This window comes from Flavobacterium foetidum (assembly GCF_004634245.1).
GTDB classification, from domain to species: domain Bacteria; phylum Bacteroidota; class Bacteroidia; order Flavobacteriales; family Flavobacteriaceae; genus Flavobacterium; species Flavobacterium foetidum.
Window position 1 is genome coordinate 109,908 of record NZ_SJTF01000013.1, and the last position, 17,935, is coordinate 127,842.

Annotated in this window: 14 protein-coding genes; 1 reads left to right on the top strand and 13 read right to left on the bottom strand. The window is 35.9% G+C overall.

Annotated features, from left to right (window positions below; all coding sequences use genetic code 11):
- Window positions 1-97: 97 nt before the first annotated feature.
- The gene (locus E0W73_RS16555; protein WP_135223156.1) at window positions 98-1,504 is read left to right on the top strand and encodes a DUF4403 family protein; all 1,407 of its coding nucleotides are present in this window, start codon (window positions 98-100) and stop codon (window positions 1,502-1,504) included.
- A gap of 24 nt (window positions 1,505-1,528) precedes the next feature.
- Here the strand turns inward: E0W73_RS16555 and E0W73_RS16560 are convergent, their stop codons facing one another.
- From E0W73_RS16560 to sov, 13 genes are all read right to left on the bottom strand, one after another.
- The gene (locus E0W73_RS16560) at window positions 1,529-1,822 is read right to left on the bottom strand and encodes a hypothetical protein (RefSeq protein ID WP_135223157.1); all 294 of its coding nucleotides are present in this window, start codon (window positions 1,820-1,822) and stop codon (window positions 1,529-1,531) included.
- Complete coding sequence (locus tag E0W73_RS16565; protein WP_135223158.1) at window positions 1,812-2,396, bottom strand: DUF420 domain-containing protein; 585 nt, start codon at window positions 2,394-2,396, stop codon at window positions 1,812-1,814. Before E0W73_RS16565 ends, E0W73_RS16560 begins: the two co-directional genes overlap by 11 nt.
- 1 nt (window position 2,397) lies before the next feature.
- Window positions 2,398-3,084 (bottom strand): SCO family protein, encoded by a 687-nt coding sequence (locus tag E0W73_RS16570; protein WP_135223159.1) that lies wholly within the window; start codon window positions 3,082-3,084, stop codon window positions 2,398-2,400.
- 11 nt (window positions 3,085-3,095) lie between these two features.
- Complete coding sequence (locus E0W73_RS16575) at window positions 3,096-3,737, bottom strand: hypothetical protein (protein ID WP_135223160.1); 642 nt, start codon at window positions 3,735-3,737, stop codon at window positions 3,096-3,098.
- Between the two features lie 78 nt (window positions 3,738-3,815).
- Window positions 3,816-4,166 carry a cytochrome C oxidase subunit IV family protein gene (locus E0W73_RS16580; RefSeq protein WP_135223161.1) on the bottom strand — a complete coding sequence of 117 codons (351 nt, stop codon included), beginning with the start codon at window positions 4,164-4,166 and terminating at the stop codon, window positions 3,816-3,818.
- A gap of 19 nt (window positions 4,167-4,185) precedes the next feature.
- The gene (locus E0W73_RS16585) at window positions 4,186-5,169 is read right to left on the bottom strand and encodes a cytochrome c oxidase subunit 3 (protein WP_135223162.1); all 984 of its coding nucleotides are present in this window, start codon (window positions 5,167-5,169) and stop codon (window positions 4,186-4,188) included.
- 42 nt (window positions 5,170-5,211) lie between these two features.
- Window positions 5,212-5,799, bottom strand: a complete 588-nt coding sequence (locus E0W73_RS16590) for a cytochrome c oxidase subunit 3 (RefSeq protein ID WP_135223163.1) — start codon at window positions 5,797-5,799, stop codon at window positions 5,212-5,214.
- Window positions 5,800-5,801: 2 nt separating this feature from the next.
- Window positions 5,802-6,704, bottom strand: coding sequence for a heme o synthase (gene cyoE, locus E0W73_RS16595; RefSeq protein WP_135223164.1), 903 nt, complete (start codon window positions 6,702-6,704; stop codon window positions 5,802-5,804).
- A 157-nt stretch (window positions 6,705-6,861) separates the two neighbouring features.
- The gene (locus E0W73_RS16600) at window positions 6,862-8,985 is read right to left on the bottom strand and encodes an energy transducer TonB (RefSeq protein ID WP_135223165.1); all 2,124 of its coding nucleotides are present in this window, start codon (window positions 8,983-8,985) and stop codon (window positions 6,862-6,864) included.
- An 18-nt stretch (window positions 8,986-9,003) separates the two neighbouring features.
- Window positions 9,004-9,747 carry a deoxyribose-phosphate aldolase gene (gene deoC / locus E0W73_RS16605; RefSeq protein ID WP_135223166.1) on the bottom strand — a complete coding sequence of 248 codons (744 nt, stop codon included), beginning with the start codon at window positions 9,745-9,747 and terminating at the stop codon, window positions 9,004-9,006.
- Window positions 9,748-9,859: 112 nt separating this feature from the next.
- Complete coding sequence (locus E0W73_RS16610; RefSeq protein WP_244248499.1) at window positions 9,860-10,231, bottom strand: VanZ family protein; 372 nt, start codon at window positions 10,229-10,231, stop codon at window positions 9,860-9,862.
- A gap of 4 nt (window positions 10,232-10,235) precedes the next feature.
- Complete coding sequence (gene gcvH, locus E0W73_RS16615; RefSeq protein ID WP_135223168.1) at window positions 10,236-10,616, bottom strand: glycine cleavage system protein GcvH; 381 nt, start codon at window positions 10,614-10,616, stop codon at window positions 10,236-10,238.
- Between the two features lie 85 nt (window positions 10,617-10,701).
- On the bottom strand, window positions 10,702-17,931 hold the full coding sequence (gene sov / locus E0W73_RS16620) for a T9SS outer membrane translocon Sov/SprA (protein WP_135223169.1): 7,230 nt from the start codon (window positions 17,929-17,931) through the stop codon (window positions 10,702-10,704).
- Window positions 17,932-17,935: the final 4 nt, after the last annotated feature.

Here is a 17,935-nt window from a genome sequence, read left to right on the forward strand (position 1 = left end):
TAATTGAATAAGACTACATTCCTTATCAAATGTTACAGTTTTTTAAGAAAATATAATTGTTTTTGTAATTTTATCGCGTCTAAAATTTTTCTTACTAATGAAGCTTTTTCCGATTATTTCGATTTTTACAGCATTAACAATACTTTCAGGCTGTTCATCCACCAAAAAAATAGAAACTTTAAAACCAGAACCAGACGATGCTAGTCCGCTCATTTATGACAGCAGTCCTTCTTTTATAAACCTGCCCATTACTATAAAACTAAGTGATATAGAAAATCAGACCAATATGCTTTTGAATGGTCTTATTTATGAAGACAACAATATTGAGGATGATGATATCGAAATGAAAATCTGGAAACAGGCACCCATCAAGATTTTGAATGACCCTGAAAATGCTGATAAAAAAATAAAAACGATTCTGCCACTTAAAGCGACTATTAAGTATCGTATCGGAACCAAAAAACTTGGAGTCGAATTATACGATACACGTGAATTTAACTTAAACGGAGTTATTACGCTTTCGAGCGAAACTACTCTATCGAACTGGAAACTGAGCACCAAAACCCAATTTAAATCATTAGACTGGAAAGAAAGTCCGACGATGATGATTTTCGGAAAAAACATGCCGATAACGTACTTGATCAATCCTGCGATTTCTATTTTTAAAAATGATCTGGAAAAAACAATCGACGCAGCAATCGAAAAATCAATGGATTTCAAGCCTAATGTTCTGCAAGCGGTAGAAAAAATATGTACTCCATTTAAAATGGACGATACTTACGAAACCTGGCTTCGAATTGTTCCTATTGAAATTTATTCTACGAATGCCAAATTAAAGAAAGATTCTTTTCTTATGGAAATGGGAATGAAATGCAATATGGAGACCATTGTAGGCAAACAACCGGAAACCAAATTCAATGCTTCTAAAATAGCTTTAAAACCTGTTGCGAAAATTCCAAATCAAATTTCGGCCAACATTGCCGCTATTTCGAGTTATGTTGAAGCTTCAAAAATTATGACCAAAAATTTTGCAGGTCAGGAATTTGGCTCGGGAAGCAAAAAAATAACGGTAAAAAATGTAGCCATCTGGCATAAAAACGGAAAAATGATTATTGCTCTTGATGTTTTAGGCTACATAAATGGCACATTATATCTTAACGGAATTCCGCAATACAACCCACAAACCAAAGAAATCTATTTTGACAAACTCGATTATGTCCTAGACACCAAAAGCAAATTAATGCGAACTGCCATCTGGTTAGCGCAAGGATATATATTAAGAAAAATGGAAGAAAGCTGCCGTTATTCGATCCAAACAAATTTAGAAGATGGCAAAAAGAGCATGGCGGCGTATCTTAAAAACTATTCCCCAATGCCAGGAGTATTTGTAAACGGTAAAATGGAAGACATTCAATTTGACAAAATACAGCTCACCAATCAGGCGATTATAGCCTTTATCAAAATAAACGGAACGGTGAATGTTTCGGTAAACGGATTGAAGTAAAAAAGAAAGGCAGAATAAATATATTTACTCTGCCTTTTTCTTTTTCGATTGGTACATTCTGTAAATTATATATCCTATAACTGCTACAAGCAAATACGGAATTACCATCAAATAAACGATTCCGTCGTTTACGGCTTCTGCTTTTTTAACATTAGAATCTCCGCCGAGTGCAGCACGACACATAGCGCATTGTGCATTGGCAGAAAACCCAATAAAGAAAAAACAAATTCCAAAAAATAAAGCTTGCACACGAACGCTAACGAACTGGCAAAGCAATTTGGATTTTATAACTTGAATATTATTGTTTTTAGTGCGCATAATACGGAGAAATCATTAAATACACCACAACTCCTGTAACTGCAACATACAACCAGATTGGGAAAGTGATTTTTGCAATTTTTCTGTGTCTGTCAAATCGTTCTGCAAGTGCTCGTACATACGTAATTAAAACAAGAGGAATAATTACTATTGAAAGCAAAATATGCGTTATCAAAATAATAAAGTACACAAAGCGTAACGAACCAACTTTTGCGCTTTCTATGGCATCAAGAACACCATCATGATTGCTGTCTCCAAACTTAGTAGAATCAGAAGTCATGTGATATGCTACATACATTACCAAAAAGGCCAAAGACAAGGCAATTGCAACTGTCATTAGACGCTCATGTAATTTTGCTTTTCCATTTTTTATAGCCATTACAGCCCAAACCAAAACTATTGCCGTAATACCGTTTGTTGTAGCATAAATTGGAGGCAGAAATGATAGCGGTTCTACATCAAAACCAAAATCTTTTAGTTTTACACCAAATAAAATCGCAACCACTAACGGAATTACAATTGAAACTGCAATAATATATTTGTTGTATTTTGTTTCTAAAGAATTGTCTTTCATTTTATTCTTCTAATAATATTTTAATATCCTGCTGAATGTCTCGAACCCCTTTTTTATCGAGTCCGTCGTAATAGATGGTCGGATTTCCAAATTCGTCTTTTCGGCATCTAATGTTCCCGTCTTTATCAATTAAGGCAAATAAACCAGAATGCTCAAAACCGCCACTTACTTTATCATTTTCTCCTGCATAAAGATTAAAACCTTTATTTGACAAATCCATAATAGTAGCTTTATCACCTGTTAAAAAATTCCAATTTGAAGATTTAACTCCCAATAATTTGGCATGATCTTTTAATACTTGAGGAGTATCATGTTTTGGATCGATGGTAATAGAAACGATTCCGAAATTAGGATTTCCAAAAAAAGTCTTTTCGATTTCCAACATGCTCATATTCATTTTAGGACAAATAGAAGGACAGGTTGTAAAAAAGAATTCTAAAACATAAACTTTGCCTTTGTACGTTTCATTAGAAACCTTAACATTGTCCTGATTGGTTAATTCAAACTTTGGAGCTGGTCCGATTGTAAGAAGCTTAGCGTCTTTTGATGTTTTTTCGCCTACATTATCTAAGCGGTTTCCTTTAACTATATCGTCGTTTTTTATCCGATTTACAATTTTAGGCACAGCATAAATTCCAAAAATCAAAATGATAAATGAAATCCCGATATATGATTTGTTTTTAAACATTATTAAAAATTTTAGAGTTGTTTTGTGGCATTGTGGTTCTTTTTGAGAGCAGCACGATATTCATACAAAATGATTTTGAAATCGTCCAGCATCTCATTGCTCAATTCTGATGGATGGAAAGTATCATAACCTTCCTTATAATCCTCTTTATCGTTTCTTCCTCTTAAATTTCTTTCCTTATCAATTATGTAAACATTTGAAGTTCCCATGTATTGATTAAGTTTTCCTTTTAGATGCAAATGATTATAAAAGCTTTGAATTTCTTCTTTTGGAGCAAAAATAAAATTCCAATTTTTTACGTCCGTAAATGGAGCTAAAGCGTCTACAATTTTCTGTGCATGTTCTTCTGTTCCGATCGGACATACCACCACAAATTGAAGGTCTTCAAAACCATTATATCGTTTGTAGATTTTTTCGTTAAGATTAAAATAATTACCTCGGTTGTCTAAAATGTTAGAACCTGCAAAACCTAGAACAGTAATTTTTCCGTCAAGAGAGATTTTTTTTCCGTTAAGCGATTTCCAATCCCCAAAATCAGTTACTTTATGAGTAATTACAGGAAGTGTGGTAAAGCTGTTTACACCTGAAGCAAAAAATAAATAGGCAACAATTGGCAGTACAAAAAGCACAAAAAGAACTATATTTTTTTTCATTGTTTCTAACGGAATATTTGAGGTACAAAAATAAAAAAATCCCGATGTTATCGGGACTCTTTTCGAATTAATATCATGTTAAAAATTCCATTTAATAGTAGAATCTTTAAAAACCCCATAAATATAGTGTCCTTCTGTCAACAGAATAAACAATAAATATAATACTAGGAAAATAACAGGAGAAACTACAGACCATCTAAGGCTGCTTTTTTCACCTTCCATGTGCATAAATGCCCATACAATATAATATGCTTTGAAGATTGTCAGGATATAGAAAATCCAGTTCAATAAGTTCAAGCCAATAAAATGATTAAATTCTAATGCTCCAGGTTTGTAAATCCCTAAGATAACCTCTACAATAGTTACTAATGAAAGTAATCCGAAAACAAACCAGATTCTTTTTGTATTTGATACGTGCTCGTGTGACATAATAATTAAATTCTAAAGATTAAACTAGGTAGAATACTGTAAATACAAATACCCAAACTAAATCTACGAAGTGCCAGTATAAACCAACTTTCTCAACCATTTCGTAGCTTCTTCTTTTCTCGTAAGTACCTAACAATACATTAAAGAAAATGATAATATTGATGATAACTCCAGAGAATACGTGGAAACCGTGGAAACCAGTAATAAAGAAGAAGAAATCAGCAAATAATTTATTTCCGTATTCGTTTCTAATCAAGTTAGCTCCTTCAACTACATATTTAGCATTTGCTAAATGAGCTTCTGACTCTGCTCTTGTTAGAACGATTTTTTTCTTGTGTTCATCTAATTTCTCAGATCTGATTAATAAACCAGGATGTGCTTTAAATCCAGCCTGAACTTCAGCAACTGTAAAAGATGGTTGTGTCTGAGCATCTTCCATAAACCAAGTTGAATGGCTTCTTGTCAAAGCTTCTCTCTGCTCTGGCAATTTTACAGCAAAATCAGCTAAAGCTACTCTTTTACCGTGTTCGTCAACAAACTGAAGCAAACTTCCTCCAGTAGTTTCAACTGCACCATATTCTCCTTTAATGAAGTTTTTCCATTCCCAAGCTTGAGAACCAACGAAAATCAAACCTCCAATAATAGTTAAGAACATATATATTGCAACTTTTGTTTTTTTCATTTGGTGTCCTGCATCAACAGCCAAAACCATTGTTACAGAAGAAAAAATCAAAATAAAAGTCATTAATGCTACATAATACATAGGAGCCGGAACACCATGCATAAATGGGAAGTGAGTGAACACTTCATCAGCCAAAGGCCAAGTTTCAATAAATTTGAATCTAGAAAAACCATAAGCTCCTAGAAATCCAGAGAATGTTAAGGCATCTGATACGATAAAAAACCACATCATCATTTTACCATAACTTGCTCCTAAAGGCTCATTGTGACCGCCTCCCCAAGTTTTTTCGTCGTTGTTTGCAGTAGTAACTGTCGCTCCCATAAAAGATATTCGTTAAAAAGTTCCCAAATTTACGTTTTTTTCTTATTTAAAGAAATATAAAAATAAAAATAAATATACCCATAATAAATCTAAAAAATGCCAATACATCGCACCTAGCTCTATCCCAAGAGTTTGAGTCGAATTGTATTTTTGTTTAAAATGATTATAAATTATAATTAAAAGCGAAATAATTCCGCCTGCTAAGTGCAATAAGTGCGTAACCGTTACTACATATAAGAATGTTGTAGTAATAGAACTGTACTGACCAGTAAAATAATAGCCTTGTTGTATAACCTGCTCAAAACCCTGAAATTGCAAAAACACAAATAAAGCTCCTAGAGCCAAAGTTCCTAAAAGCAATCCTGTAACAGCGCTTCTATTGTCTTTTTTAATTGCTTTTTTTGCTAGATGAAAAGTTACACTACAGGCAATAATAACCGCCGTACTCCAATAAAATGCCGATGGCAGCTGAAAATCTTTCAACCAGTCTGCTCTTGATTTACTTACTACAAATGCACTTGTAAGTCCTGCAAACATCATGGTCATGCTTACCATTGCGAAAAGCAGAATCAGTTTTGCTGATTTTGATTTTCTTACTTGTTCTTCATTTGCTTTTAATGTCATTTCCATAACTATCTTAAAAATTTATCTACAATATACACAATCTGCAAAAGCGAAATATATGATACACTAACAAGCATCAAAGTTCGCGCTGCTTTTGCGGTTCTTAATTTATACAAACGAACTGCGTAAAAAAGCATCCAAATCCCTAGCAGAAATACTACTACTGCCGCAAGGGGAGAAATATACAATTGCCCAGTAAAGCCTAACATTGGCAATAAAGACGCTATCAGAAGCCAAATGGTGTATAAAATGACCTGCAATGCCGTCTTCCTGTCCTTTCTACCTGTTGGCAACATAAAGATTCCTGCTTTCTCATAGTCTTCATACAAAAACCAGCCTATTGACCAAAAGTGAGGAAACTGCCAGAAAAACTGAATCAAAAATAATGTTCCTGCTTCGATACCGAATTCTCCTGTAGCAGCAACCCATCCTAACATAAATGGAATTGCACCAGGAAAAGCGCCCACAAAAACAGATAATGATGTTACCGTTTTTAACGGTGTATAAACACTTGTGTAAAGAAAAATCGAAATTGCGGCAAACATAGCCGACTTAGCGTTTATCGTATAAAGCAAAGCAATACCAATAACTGTAAGCAGGCTGGCTACAAACAAAGCCATTTTTGGAGACATTCGGCCAGAAGGAACAGGACGATTTTTAGTACGGTCCATCAAGGCATCGATATCTTTTTCGATAACCTGATTAAAAGCATTTGACGCCCCAACCATACAATAACCTCCAATTGACAAAACCAGAAGAACACTCCACTTAAAGGGCTGTTCGTCATTAACCCCCAACAAGTACCCAGCTATAGAAGAAAAGAGAACACTAATAGCCAAACCAGCCTTAGTAATCTCTTTGAAATCTAGAAATATTGATTTTATTGAAAATGTATTTTTTGCAGCGTTCAATACCGTTGTATTTTGTATATTTTTTTTGAGTGCTGCAAATGTACAAATTAGATTGTAGAATTTAGACCTTTAAAAATGGTTTTTTTTCGATAAAACCTGCATAAAATAAGAACTTTGAAATCTTTAACACTATTGTTTCGAAAAATCTTATTAAATATTAATAGTCAAAATACCAATTGAAAATATCAGAACGAAGTCCGATACTGAACCAAGAAGTGTTTTGCTTAAAAGTTGCCGCAGTTTCTTGAGTAGGGTCAAAATTTCTATAAATAAAACTTCCGAACAGCTTTAAGTTGGTCATTGGATTTATTAGATAGCCTCCCTGAATATCTGCAATGAAAACGTTTGTTTTGTTTCCCTGTCCTATTTTAACTCCTGTATCATACGGACGGTTTTCATCATAACTTTTATAAATATTTCCTCCATAATTAAAAGAATTCTGCGCAGTATCAAAATCCAAACCTCTAGTACCAACAGTAACTTTTGCATCGGCAAACAAACGGCCTTTGTGGTAACGTGCAATTGCAATAAGCTCTTTAAAGTTGCCTCCCCACTGGTGCCCAACACTTTGATTATTGTGTCCGTAATTGGTAATAACAGCACTGTGCGAGTATACGTAAGGACGTACGCGGTTTAATTCGACCTGCAGCAACAGGTCTTTTACATTGAAAGCATTGAAATATTTTGCTCCCAATTGGAATCCGAATTTATTCTTCCAGCTTTTATTGCCAGCACCTACATCAGAAACAGAAAACTCATCAATTAGAAACTGAGTATAAAGGTTGATGCTGTTATTCCACTTATATTTTCCTGTTAGTCCCAAAAGCGCATTACCGCTTTTAGACGAAGAACCAAACTCAACAGCACGGTAAAAAATTATTGGATTTACAAAGTTCACATCAAAGCCACGGTTATTTGAATTGGTCCAAACTACAGATTCAAAAAAACCTAAATTAAGCCTGTTCGATACATTCCAGCTCAAATAGTGGTTTGCCATAAATTTAGTAGCATAGGTTCTATCTTCTGTTACATCTGGACGCACATCTTTTAGCCACATATAAGTATTGGTATATTTGATTTTCCAAAACTTTGTATTAAGCTTAAAATAGGGATACGGACTTGCTCCGTCTCCTTCTAGAAGAGACCGATAACCGTCTCCAATAAAATTTCGTCCGTAACCTAGCTGCAAATCAAAAATTTTACCTGGCGCAAAAGTGATGTTTGCATCTGCCAAAGGAAAATCGTATGCATCTGTTTTAAACCTTTTTGCAATTCCGATTCCCGGAACTATAGCAGGATTTCCTCCAGAAGGTCTTATCGATTCTGCATAATCATTAAAATAACCCGCAAATCTGCCTTGGCTTTCAAAAAAAGTGGTGGTGAAATTGATTTCTTTTCCTAGTCCCCCTCTAAAATTTAGGGCTCGTGTATTCACGTAAGTGTAAGATGCATCAAGATCTGAGGCTTTACCCATCTGTAAATCCACAATCGGATTTAGAGAAAACCAATAATCTTCTCCCTGAATCTGCACCATATTTTCGTTCCACCATTTTCGGCCAAGCCAGCTCGAAATATTTTTCTGCAAAGACTGATTTACGGCCTTCAAATTATAATATTTCGAAACCTCTGCATAGGTATAAGGTTTTGAAGCTGTGTGATTATTGCTTCCCACCTGATTCATTGCACCGTCAAACTGAGCATAATAACTGTGCGAAAAAGGGATGTTTAAATGACTTTCAAATTCTGGATTATTGTATTTTTTATAGACAAGACTGTCTAATTCTGTCATTGGTTTCTCAAGCGGTTTTAAAATCTGAGAAGCCGCCAATGCCTCATCTGCAAGCTGCTGAGAGCTTTTTAACGGAATGTCAATAGAAATAGTGTATTTTGAATAAGTCGGTCTCCCGTTGTAAGTCGAAGGTTTTATTTTTGGAAAACTGCCAAAAACGCGTTTGGCTTCATCAGACAATTCATCATGTACCGCCGAAACATAAATTACCTTAAACTCGCCCTCGGCATTTACTTCAAAGAGAACTTGAACAACTCCTTTATAATTGTTTTGTTTTAGGTTTTCAGGCACTTTAAAACTGGCAAACACAAGATCCTGCACTTCTGTATAGAAACATTTCTGAAGATCTTTTGCCTGTAGGTTTTCGCATTTTGGAAAAACAGGAAACATTTCTGAAGCAAAACCAGGCTGAATTGACGAGCTGCTATTTTCCTGAGAAAGTGCAATTAAGAACGAAAAAGTAAAAACAAAAGATAAAAAAAACTTATTCACTAAAATTTGGGTATTTATTTAATATTGATTTGAGGAAATTTCTCCATCTGCAATTGCTTTTGCGGCAGAAGTTCCGATACGCTTGACACCTAAACGAATCATTTCTGCTGCATCTTCATAGGAACGAACGCCTCCTGCTGCTTTTACTGGCAGTGGAGAAGCATTTTCCAGCATCATAATTATGACCGGAAAAGTGGCTCCGTTTGGAAGATTATTTTCTGTATTGTAAAAACCTGTTGATGATTTAACAAAAACAGAACCGTAATCGTCTTCCTCAAAATGCGAAACGACTACATTTTTTATCAATGCCGAGAGTTGTATTATTTCTTTATCGGTCAAAGCTGCAGTTTCAATAATCCATTTTACGGTCTTATTGTTTGCTAGACCAATCTGCGTACCGATTAAAACTTCTTGTTTGACCAGCTCAGAATCGCCATTTTTAAACGCTTCGTAATTGCATACAAAATCCAAATCATCTGCTCCGTTTTCTATTGCTTCGGTGGCTTCTTTGATTTTGATTTCTAAAGCCGAATCTCCTTTCGGAAAATCAATAACAGTTCCGACCAAAAGTGCGGAACTCGCTTTTGCAATCATTTCTTTAGCCATCGAAACATATTCTGGGCGAATCATGATTAGCTTAAAACCTTCTTGAATAGCTTCTTCAACAGAATTTTCTACCACAATACGATTTTCTTCCTCCGAAAGACCAGCTTGCGAGGCAGTTTTTAAGTAAGTAGAATCCAGATATTGCTTTACATTCATGGTTTTAATCTGCTTATGGAATTTTGACAAAAATACATTTAAAATTCAGAAAAACACACACTTACCAAAACTTGATTTTCTTGTAATAAAAAACCCACCGAAGTGGGATTTATTATATTCTGTCGATCTGCTTCTTGAATGCGATGGCAGAAAAAACTGCTGCTATTGCACCAAGCGCATTTGCCAGTACATCTGTTACATCTGATGCCCGTGAAACGGTAAAAATACTCTGCAGGATTTCGATTGTTATTCCGAAGAAAACAGAAAAGATAAACGAAACCAAATAAGCTTTGTAGTCGTCTGCCTCTTTTCCTTTAAGTTCTTTCTTGAAAAATAAAATCCATGAAATAGTAAATCCGAAATGAAAACAGAAATGTACAATTTTGTCAATACTGGGAAAATTTACCGCAGGAATGTTACTTGAATCTGTAAGACAAAAATAAGTAATGATTCCTGAGCAGATAATCGCCCAGATTAATAACAATTGTTTAGGCACCGATTAGTTCTTTATAAGCTTGGTCAGACAATAAGGCATCTATTTCTGAAGCATCAGAAATTTTCACTTTAATCATCCATCCTGCACCGTAAGGATCAGAATTTACAGTTTCAGGCGCACTTTCAAGTCCTTCATTAAATTCGATAATTTCACCTGATAATGGCAAAAATAAATCCGAAACTGTTTTTACAGCTTCTACCGTACCAAAAACCTCATCTTTTGCAAGTGTTTGATCTAAAGTTTCTACTTCAACATACACGATATCTCCTAACTCTTTTTGTGCAAAATGAGTAATTCCTACAGTTGCAATGTCTCCATCGATGCTAACCCATTCGTGATCTTTTGTGTACTTTAAATTTGCTGGTATACTCATAATAGTATGTTTGAAAATTGATTATTTAAAATTTATGCCACAAATGTAATAATCTTCTAATAAATTCTAGTTTAGAAACTAAAATTTAATTTCCGAAATTATAACGAAGCGTGAAGCCTGATCTGATATTCGTCAACGGAAAAGAAGTCGAAATAACTGCTTTTGAAAACGAATGATCGTAATAAAATATTGCGGTCAGATTTTTACTGAAAGAATAATCGGCAGTCACTTTTAAAGTCCAGATATTCTGTCCTGCCGCCAGCTGATTATTGTCGTAATCTAAATAACGCACCAAGGTTTCATTATTTCTAAATGAAAAATCTGCCTTGATATTGATGTCGCTTTTTATTATTCCAGTCGGATTATCTGCGAGTCTAGATGAGAAAATGACATCTTTAAATCGGTATCCTAAACCTACCACATATTCCATCCCTTTTACTTCTGTAAGCAGATTGTTGTCAAAACTCATAGATAAGGCACGGTCTTTCTTAATTTCAGTAAGCAGTCGAAGTGAACTTTTCAACTCAAAATCAACACGGATAAGCGGACTAAACTGCTCCACCAAATTGACATTTGACATTACCGTTTTGTTATAGAAATTGGTATTTACATCTTGTCCGTTTGGTGTCTCAAAATAATCAAAGTTAGATCTAAATTGATTAATCGTATAAGAAGACCTGTAATTATGCTGTAAAGAAAATCGTTTAAATTTATCCTTAAAGTATTTGTAGCGCATCAAACCGTTATACTTAACTGTCCAGTTCGGAATCGGGAAACTCCTAAAAATATCTGTCGACGCGCTAGAAGCATTTGAGCCTGTATAGGCAGCCAAAAACGAAGGCAATAAAACAGCTTGATTGCTTTTTGTAAAACCTATCGGATAACCAACATTAGAAACATATATTTTGTAATTCGGATCTGTTTCTGCCGGAATAGGATTATCAGCATCTCCATATCTCGGGATTGGCCCTCCTCCATAATGCGCTTCTGCCAGACGATTTGCAATAATCAAACGGTTATTTCTAAAATCGTCAAAAGCTGCAGATTGTGTCTCTGTACTGGTCGAAAAAGCTGTTTTAATCATTACGGTTGAAATAGAAAACATTCCATATGTATATGGCGACAACGGTGTATAATCTAATACACCCGTTTGTGGATTTTCGATAACACTATACTGCTCCGAGGTATTATCAGAATACGAACGATCCATTGCCAAATCTATTTTTAAATCTGGGAATAAGTCTACATTGGCAGTAATCTTTAAAAGTTTGTTTCTTACCTGCGTAAAGTTTTGGTTAAAATCCTGATAATCTGTAAGCCATCCATTTTTTGCCGCTTCATAACGAATATCATCCTGACTTCCGAATACAAACCCTAAACTTGGCTTAGAAGTTCCAAAGAAACCAACACCTGGCGTATAACCTGGCAAGACAGTTCCGTTGTTTTCGGTATAATTAACTTGAACGGTTTTAAGACTCGTGAGTACACCGATTAAACCGTCATAAAACGGACTGCTGCTTACGGTTGGTTTTGCATTGTTTACTACTTTTTCACCCGGTTTAGGTGGTCCTGCAGGCTTTGCTTTGGCCATTTTTTTAGCTCCAGGCACCAAACCTAAATATTTATACAGCGTATTCATATTCAAAGTAGTGGTAAAAACATTCGAATTGGCATTCTGAATCGTGTTTCCTAAATTCCAAACTTTTCCGTTTTCTTCAAACTCAGAAAATGCAGTCGAAGCTCTCTGCCAGTTGTAATCTGCCGTATAAGAATAATTAGCTTTTACAAAACCAAAAATCGGAATTTTATTAATCGGAATATCATAATTCAACACCAATTGCTGCGTGTGCTGATTTGGCGTACCAATATCAAAATAGTCATCCCAGATATTAAAATTCTCTTTAGGAGTATTATCATCATTAAGGAAGTTCCTAACAATATTGTTGGACGCGGCTGTATAATTTAGTTTTAAAGACTTTGTCAGGTTAAAACCAAAACCGTATTGGTAATTAAAAGCAAAATTTCTTCTATAAAGCGGGTCAATTTCCAGCCCAGGAACATCATCAACCTGTCTGTATTGCTGACGGTTGCTTTGTCTTAAGATATTTGAGTTGAATGAAATATTAGAAGGCAAATAATTGAAATTAAAATCGCTCAAAATTTTCCAATATTCACTGGCTTTCATGAATTTGGTTTTCTTAAAAGGCGTCACTTCTTTCGCCTGGAAAGTATAAGCATAATTTACAGCGGTATTAGATTGCTCGTCCTCATAATCTTCAACTTCATAATCGTGTCTTTCAACCTGATTGTAGGATTGTGAGAAAGTAAAGTTCTCTACATCATAAATATGAGGTTTCTGCTCAGGTGCTCTGTCTTTTCGCACCCCAATAAAATTAATGCTTTTACGCTTAGTATAATCTACGGCGCGAGTTCTGATGTTTTCTTTTTCTCTTTCGTTTGTAGTTTCTTTTAGCAACTGATCCAATTTAATATCCTGATTAAAAGGATCGTATTCTGGAGTAATTACTTCTTCGCCGATTGCATAATTAAAAGGCAGGTTGATTCCCCATTTTACAGGCATCAATTTTCCTAGATTAAAGTTGGTTACAATATTATATTGCTGAATATCTTCACGATCTCTTTCATTGGCTCCTTGTTCTAGCGAACCAAATCCGATTGTGCTCTTTTTACCTGAAGCCGAAAGTGTTGCAAAATCAGCCATATTGGTGTCAATATTCAATAAAGCGGCCATACCTCCTTTATTTTCCATGTCGGCAAGACGAAGTTCGTTAAACCAAACTTCTCCTTTAATATCTTTATGATCTGCCGCATTTTTTACTCCGACCATTAAATTTCGTACCAAACCAAAATTTGGATTTCCTTTAATACCTAGTCTTAACCTGCTATTACCATCACGCATTGAAATATCTCCTTCGATACTCGAATCATTATCTGGATAATAAATTCCGTTTACATCACGCAGATTCGAATTGGGATCGATACTCATCGCTTTGATTTTCATCCTTGTCAATAAATCTAAGGCCAGATCAATATTGTTGTCGTCCATCCAAACCTGATCTGGACTAATGGTGCATGAACCACCAGTTCGGGTTACTTTTAAAGGAATCTCGACTTGATAGAAATTTTGTGTGAAGTCATTACCAAAACGAATAAATCCAATCATTTCATCATCTGCCAGTGTGCTTTCATTTGGAAGTGATTCTGCGTGAAGGAACATTTTTAGTTTCTTGTATTGGCGCATATCAACACTTACATTCTTGAATACAGCTCTCGAATCTTGATACTGCAAACCTGAACCTCCAATACGAAGCGCCAAAGATTGCTCGTTCTGGTTGATGATAGTGTTGTTATTATAAAGTTGCTCTCTTTGCACTCCTGGAGGCATAACATAATTTACAGGACATTTTGTACCATTTTCCTGAATGTTAACTGCGGCTACATCAAATTCTACACCATCATCGTCTGGAGTCGGATCGTTTGCATCTAAAGTACCCGTGTATCTTCTCCACTCCCCACGAACCAAATCTAAAGCTCCAAAACGAACTGTTACTTGGTCATTAAATCCGGTCATGAACATACGCATGAAACGAATAGATCTAAAATCGGTTATATTTCCGATCGTATTTTGTGGCTGCGAAACCGGAATTTTAAACTGGATCCATCTTGCATTGGTGGTGCTTCCGTTTGGAAGATCGACAGTCGTTGGACGAACATCTGTAACATATTTATCACCTACATCCATTCCTGGTTTGATATCAATACTGTACTCATAGTAAGCATTGATTGTGTTCATTGTGTTATCTCGGTTAATATCCTCTACATCAGGCAAAGTAGTCGAACCTCGATTCGGATCATCAACACTTACGGCTGAGTTTCCTTCTACCCCATTGTATTTTTTATAACGGTTTAAGACACCTCCGTCTGTATTGAGATAATAGGTGTAATCGTCTGCCGCTGGATCGGCCTCATTTGCATAATTGGTATAAACAGCACCTTCTCGTGAGTTTGGAAGCCCATCTAGACCAACGTCTTGGTTTCTGCGATTTTCTGGATTTGTATCAAAAGCATAAATAAGCGACTGAGAAGCTGGAACATCTCCCCAAATCGGTTGCGGATTTACCATTATCTGATCTGGCCCCAAACCATTTTCGTACTGCTTTCTTCCGTCTTTTAAAACGTCTTCTGATACCTCTCCTAAATTGAAATAAATTTTACCAGTGTTGTTCGTTGCTGCTTGACCATTTCCAACATACGGGTCAAGTACCCAAAACTGAATGTACTCAACATTTCCCTGCTCAAAGTTGGTCGAATTTAAAGCACGCATGATTCCGCCGAAATTGCTCGCTGGATCACTGCTGCCAAAAGTTGGGTTATTATTATAAGGCCCCCTGTCTGAAGGATAATAAGTAAGATCCAAAGTATTGATAACCTGTATTTGTCCTTGGGCAATATCTGTATTCGGATAAAGTTCACGGCTGTAAACTCTTCTGGTACTGTTTAATGAAAGATCATCGTTTGAAATTCCTGAAGGCTTAGATGCATAGAAAACTGGATCAATAGTGTACCAAGCTAGTTTCGCACGTTTGTAACCGTATTCTAAAGTATTAGAATTAGCATTAAAAGTGTTGTCGTTTATTGAATTTATAAATGGCGTTGAAGATAAACTCCAAGCATAAGCAGATCTCATGTCTATTGTAGTCTGAGAACCTTCGAAGTCATCTACATAAATGGTAGCTTCTCCTTCAAAATCACTTGCTTTTGGTGCATCTGGTTTTAAGAAAGCAACCTCTCCCCTAATAGAAAGGTTCGAAGGAACATCTGTATCAACGTTTGGCAATTTGTTTGCTAATCTGGTTAAAAAAGGAACTTCTGTAGAATAGTTTCCGTTAAATCCAAAGATGGTATTGTTAACAGATTCCTGCCCATAACTTGATTTTTGGGTAAAAGGACGTTCCGTCATTTTCAAATATGTTCCTCCTAATACAAATTTATCCGAAATTTTATGTTCGACATTAACTCCCATAAATCTTCTGGTTTGCTGGCCGAAAATGGAATTATTTTCTAATGAAACCTCAATGGGAGTATTTGACGCCTGAAGAGAAGGATCTAGAATCTGGACTCTTCCTAATTGATAATCTACGCTGTAATCTATTCCTTCAACCAATCTTCTTCCTGCGGCCATAACCACAACAGATCCCTGCGGAACATTGAAAGCTCCAATCGGAATACCATTACTTCCTGAAGATTTGTATTTTCCTCTTAATAAGAACTTATTTTTATCACTGTCCTGCAAAGCTCCCGCCTGTGTGTTTCGGTACATATTCCTAAACACATATTTTCGCTGATTCGGGTTATAAGTAGTCGGGTCATTGTAATTCTCTCCGTTGCCATTATTTAATTTTCTAAATAAAAGCTCTCCGAAAGGCTCTTTTGTGGTAAAAATAATTCGGGCATTTTGAACGTCAACCGTAACTCCGGGAACGTAATCAAAAAAACCATCTCCACCGGTCTGTGGGTCGTTGTTATAATTTAGACGATCCAAATTGAATACATTCAATAATGGAGTTTCCTCAACTCTATCTTGAGGAGCCGGATTCGCTGGAAAAGGGCTTCCGATAACTGGCGAAATGTAATTTATTGGAGAAGGATCTGTATAAAGAATGTTTAGTCTGAAATCTTCCTGTTTGATTTGATAAGCTTGCGGAATCTGATAAACGTTTTTCATCATCAGGTTCCAAACCGGATTTTGAACGTTTGTCAAATTGCTCTTAAGCATTTTCAATACCAAACTTTGCGTAATAATAGCCTGATTTGCATTGTTGTTTCCCGTTACGACTGTTGCATCAACACCGTCACTTCCAAATTCTCCAACCTGATACACCTTGTCCCCAACTGTATATTCAAAAGCAACTGCCAAGATTTCATCATTTGCCAAACGCTGCTGCAACGAAATATATCCTAACTGTGGATTGAAAGTGTACTCGGTATTGACTGTTAATTTTCTGGCATTTTCGAGCACAGAGTAATCTCTTGCCTCGCTGACATTTGTATTGTTGAATCCAGACTTTGCAGTTACAATTTCTCGGATGTTAGTATTTAAGAAAGATCCTGGCTGGCCAATTGTCGCTGGATTATATTTATTGTTGGAGTTGTCGGTTGGAGAATCTATTGGTTGGCCATTAAAGAAACCTGCTGTAGAACTGATAACCACCAATTCATCGTCGGGAACATTCGTAAGCTGACCTTCTCCCAAATCCTGAAGCGCGATAATATTTCTTAAGTTATTATTGTTTGCCGCAATCCTATTCTGTTTGTTTGTAACCCATACTTCCAGACGTGTAATCTGTACACGGCTTTTTATTAAAGGATAATTTTCTAATGAAGCATCGTAGCGGTCTCTAAAATATTGAGATAAAAAGAAATGACGGTCATTATCATAATCTAATGCAAAAAGGTCAAAATTCTGAACCGTTCCGCCACCTTCTGCGACTATGCTTTTGGTTTGTGACTTCTGTTCCGAGAATACACCCGTCACAGTAGTTCGTCCGAACTGGAGTTGTGTTTTAACTCCAAAAAGACTTTGAGCACCACGAATTAATGTACTATTTAGTGGCATGCTCACATTACCTACCTCGACTTTCTGAATAATATCATCTTCTGAAGGGGTATAAGCCAATTTGAATAAATTCTGAAAAGCAAAAGTAGACTGGGTGTCGTAATTGGCATTTACTTCCAATCGCGTTCCCACTTTTCCCATAAGGCTCATACTGATTCTTTGGTCAAAGTCAAATGTTAGACTGGATCTGTTTCTAGGCGAAAAAGCCGGATTGTCCTGCTTTGTGTAACGCAACCCTAAGTCCATTTCTACTGACCCTGTGGGTTTTACATCAATAGTATTGCTCCCAAAAATAGTTTCAAAAAGACTGGAATTAATGTAATATCTAGGCAGCAAATCTTTCTTTGCCGCTTCGCTTCCTTGTTTTTTTCCGGTAATAGCATCGGCTTTTTTTCTGAAATAATCTCTTCTGGATTCTTTCAAAACCAAATCTTCGTATTCCTTTGGAGTTAAGATTAACGGGTAGTTGGCATTAAAACCATCAACAGTATTAGAATAGATGTAACGATCTGTTATTGGGTCGTATCTGTAAGCCTTAACTACGCTTGGAGGGTCCTCAATATCAATTTTCCCTACAGAAAACTGAGTCTTAGTTGTATCTTGAGCTGCGGGTGAGACCTGCGCATGCAAAAAATTACCGCACAATAAAATCAGCAACAAAATACAAATTTTACGCATAGAA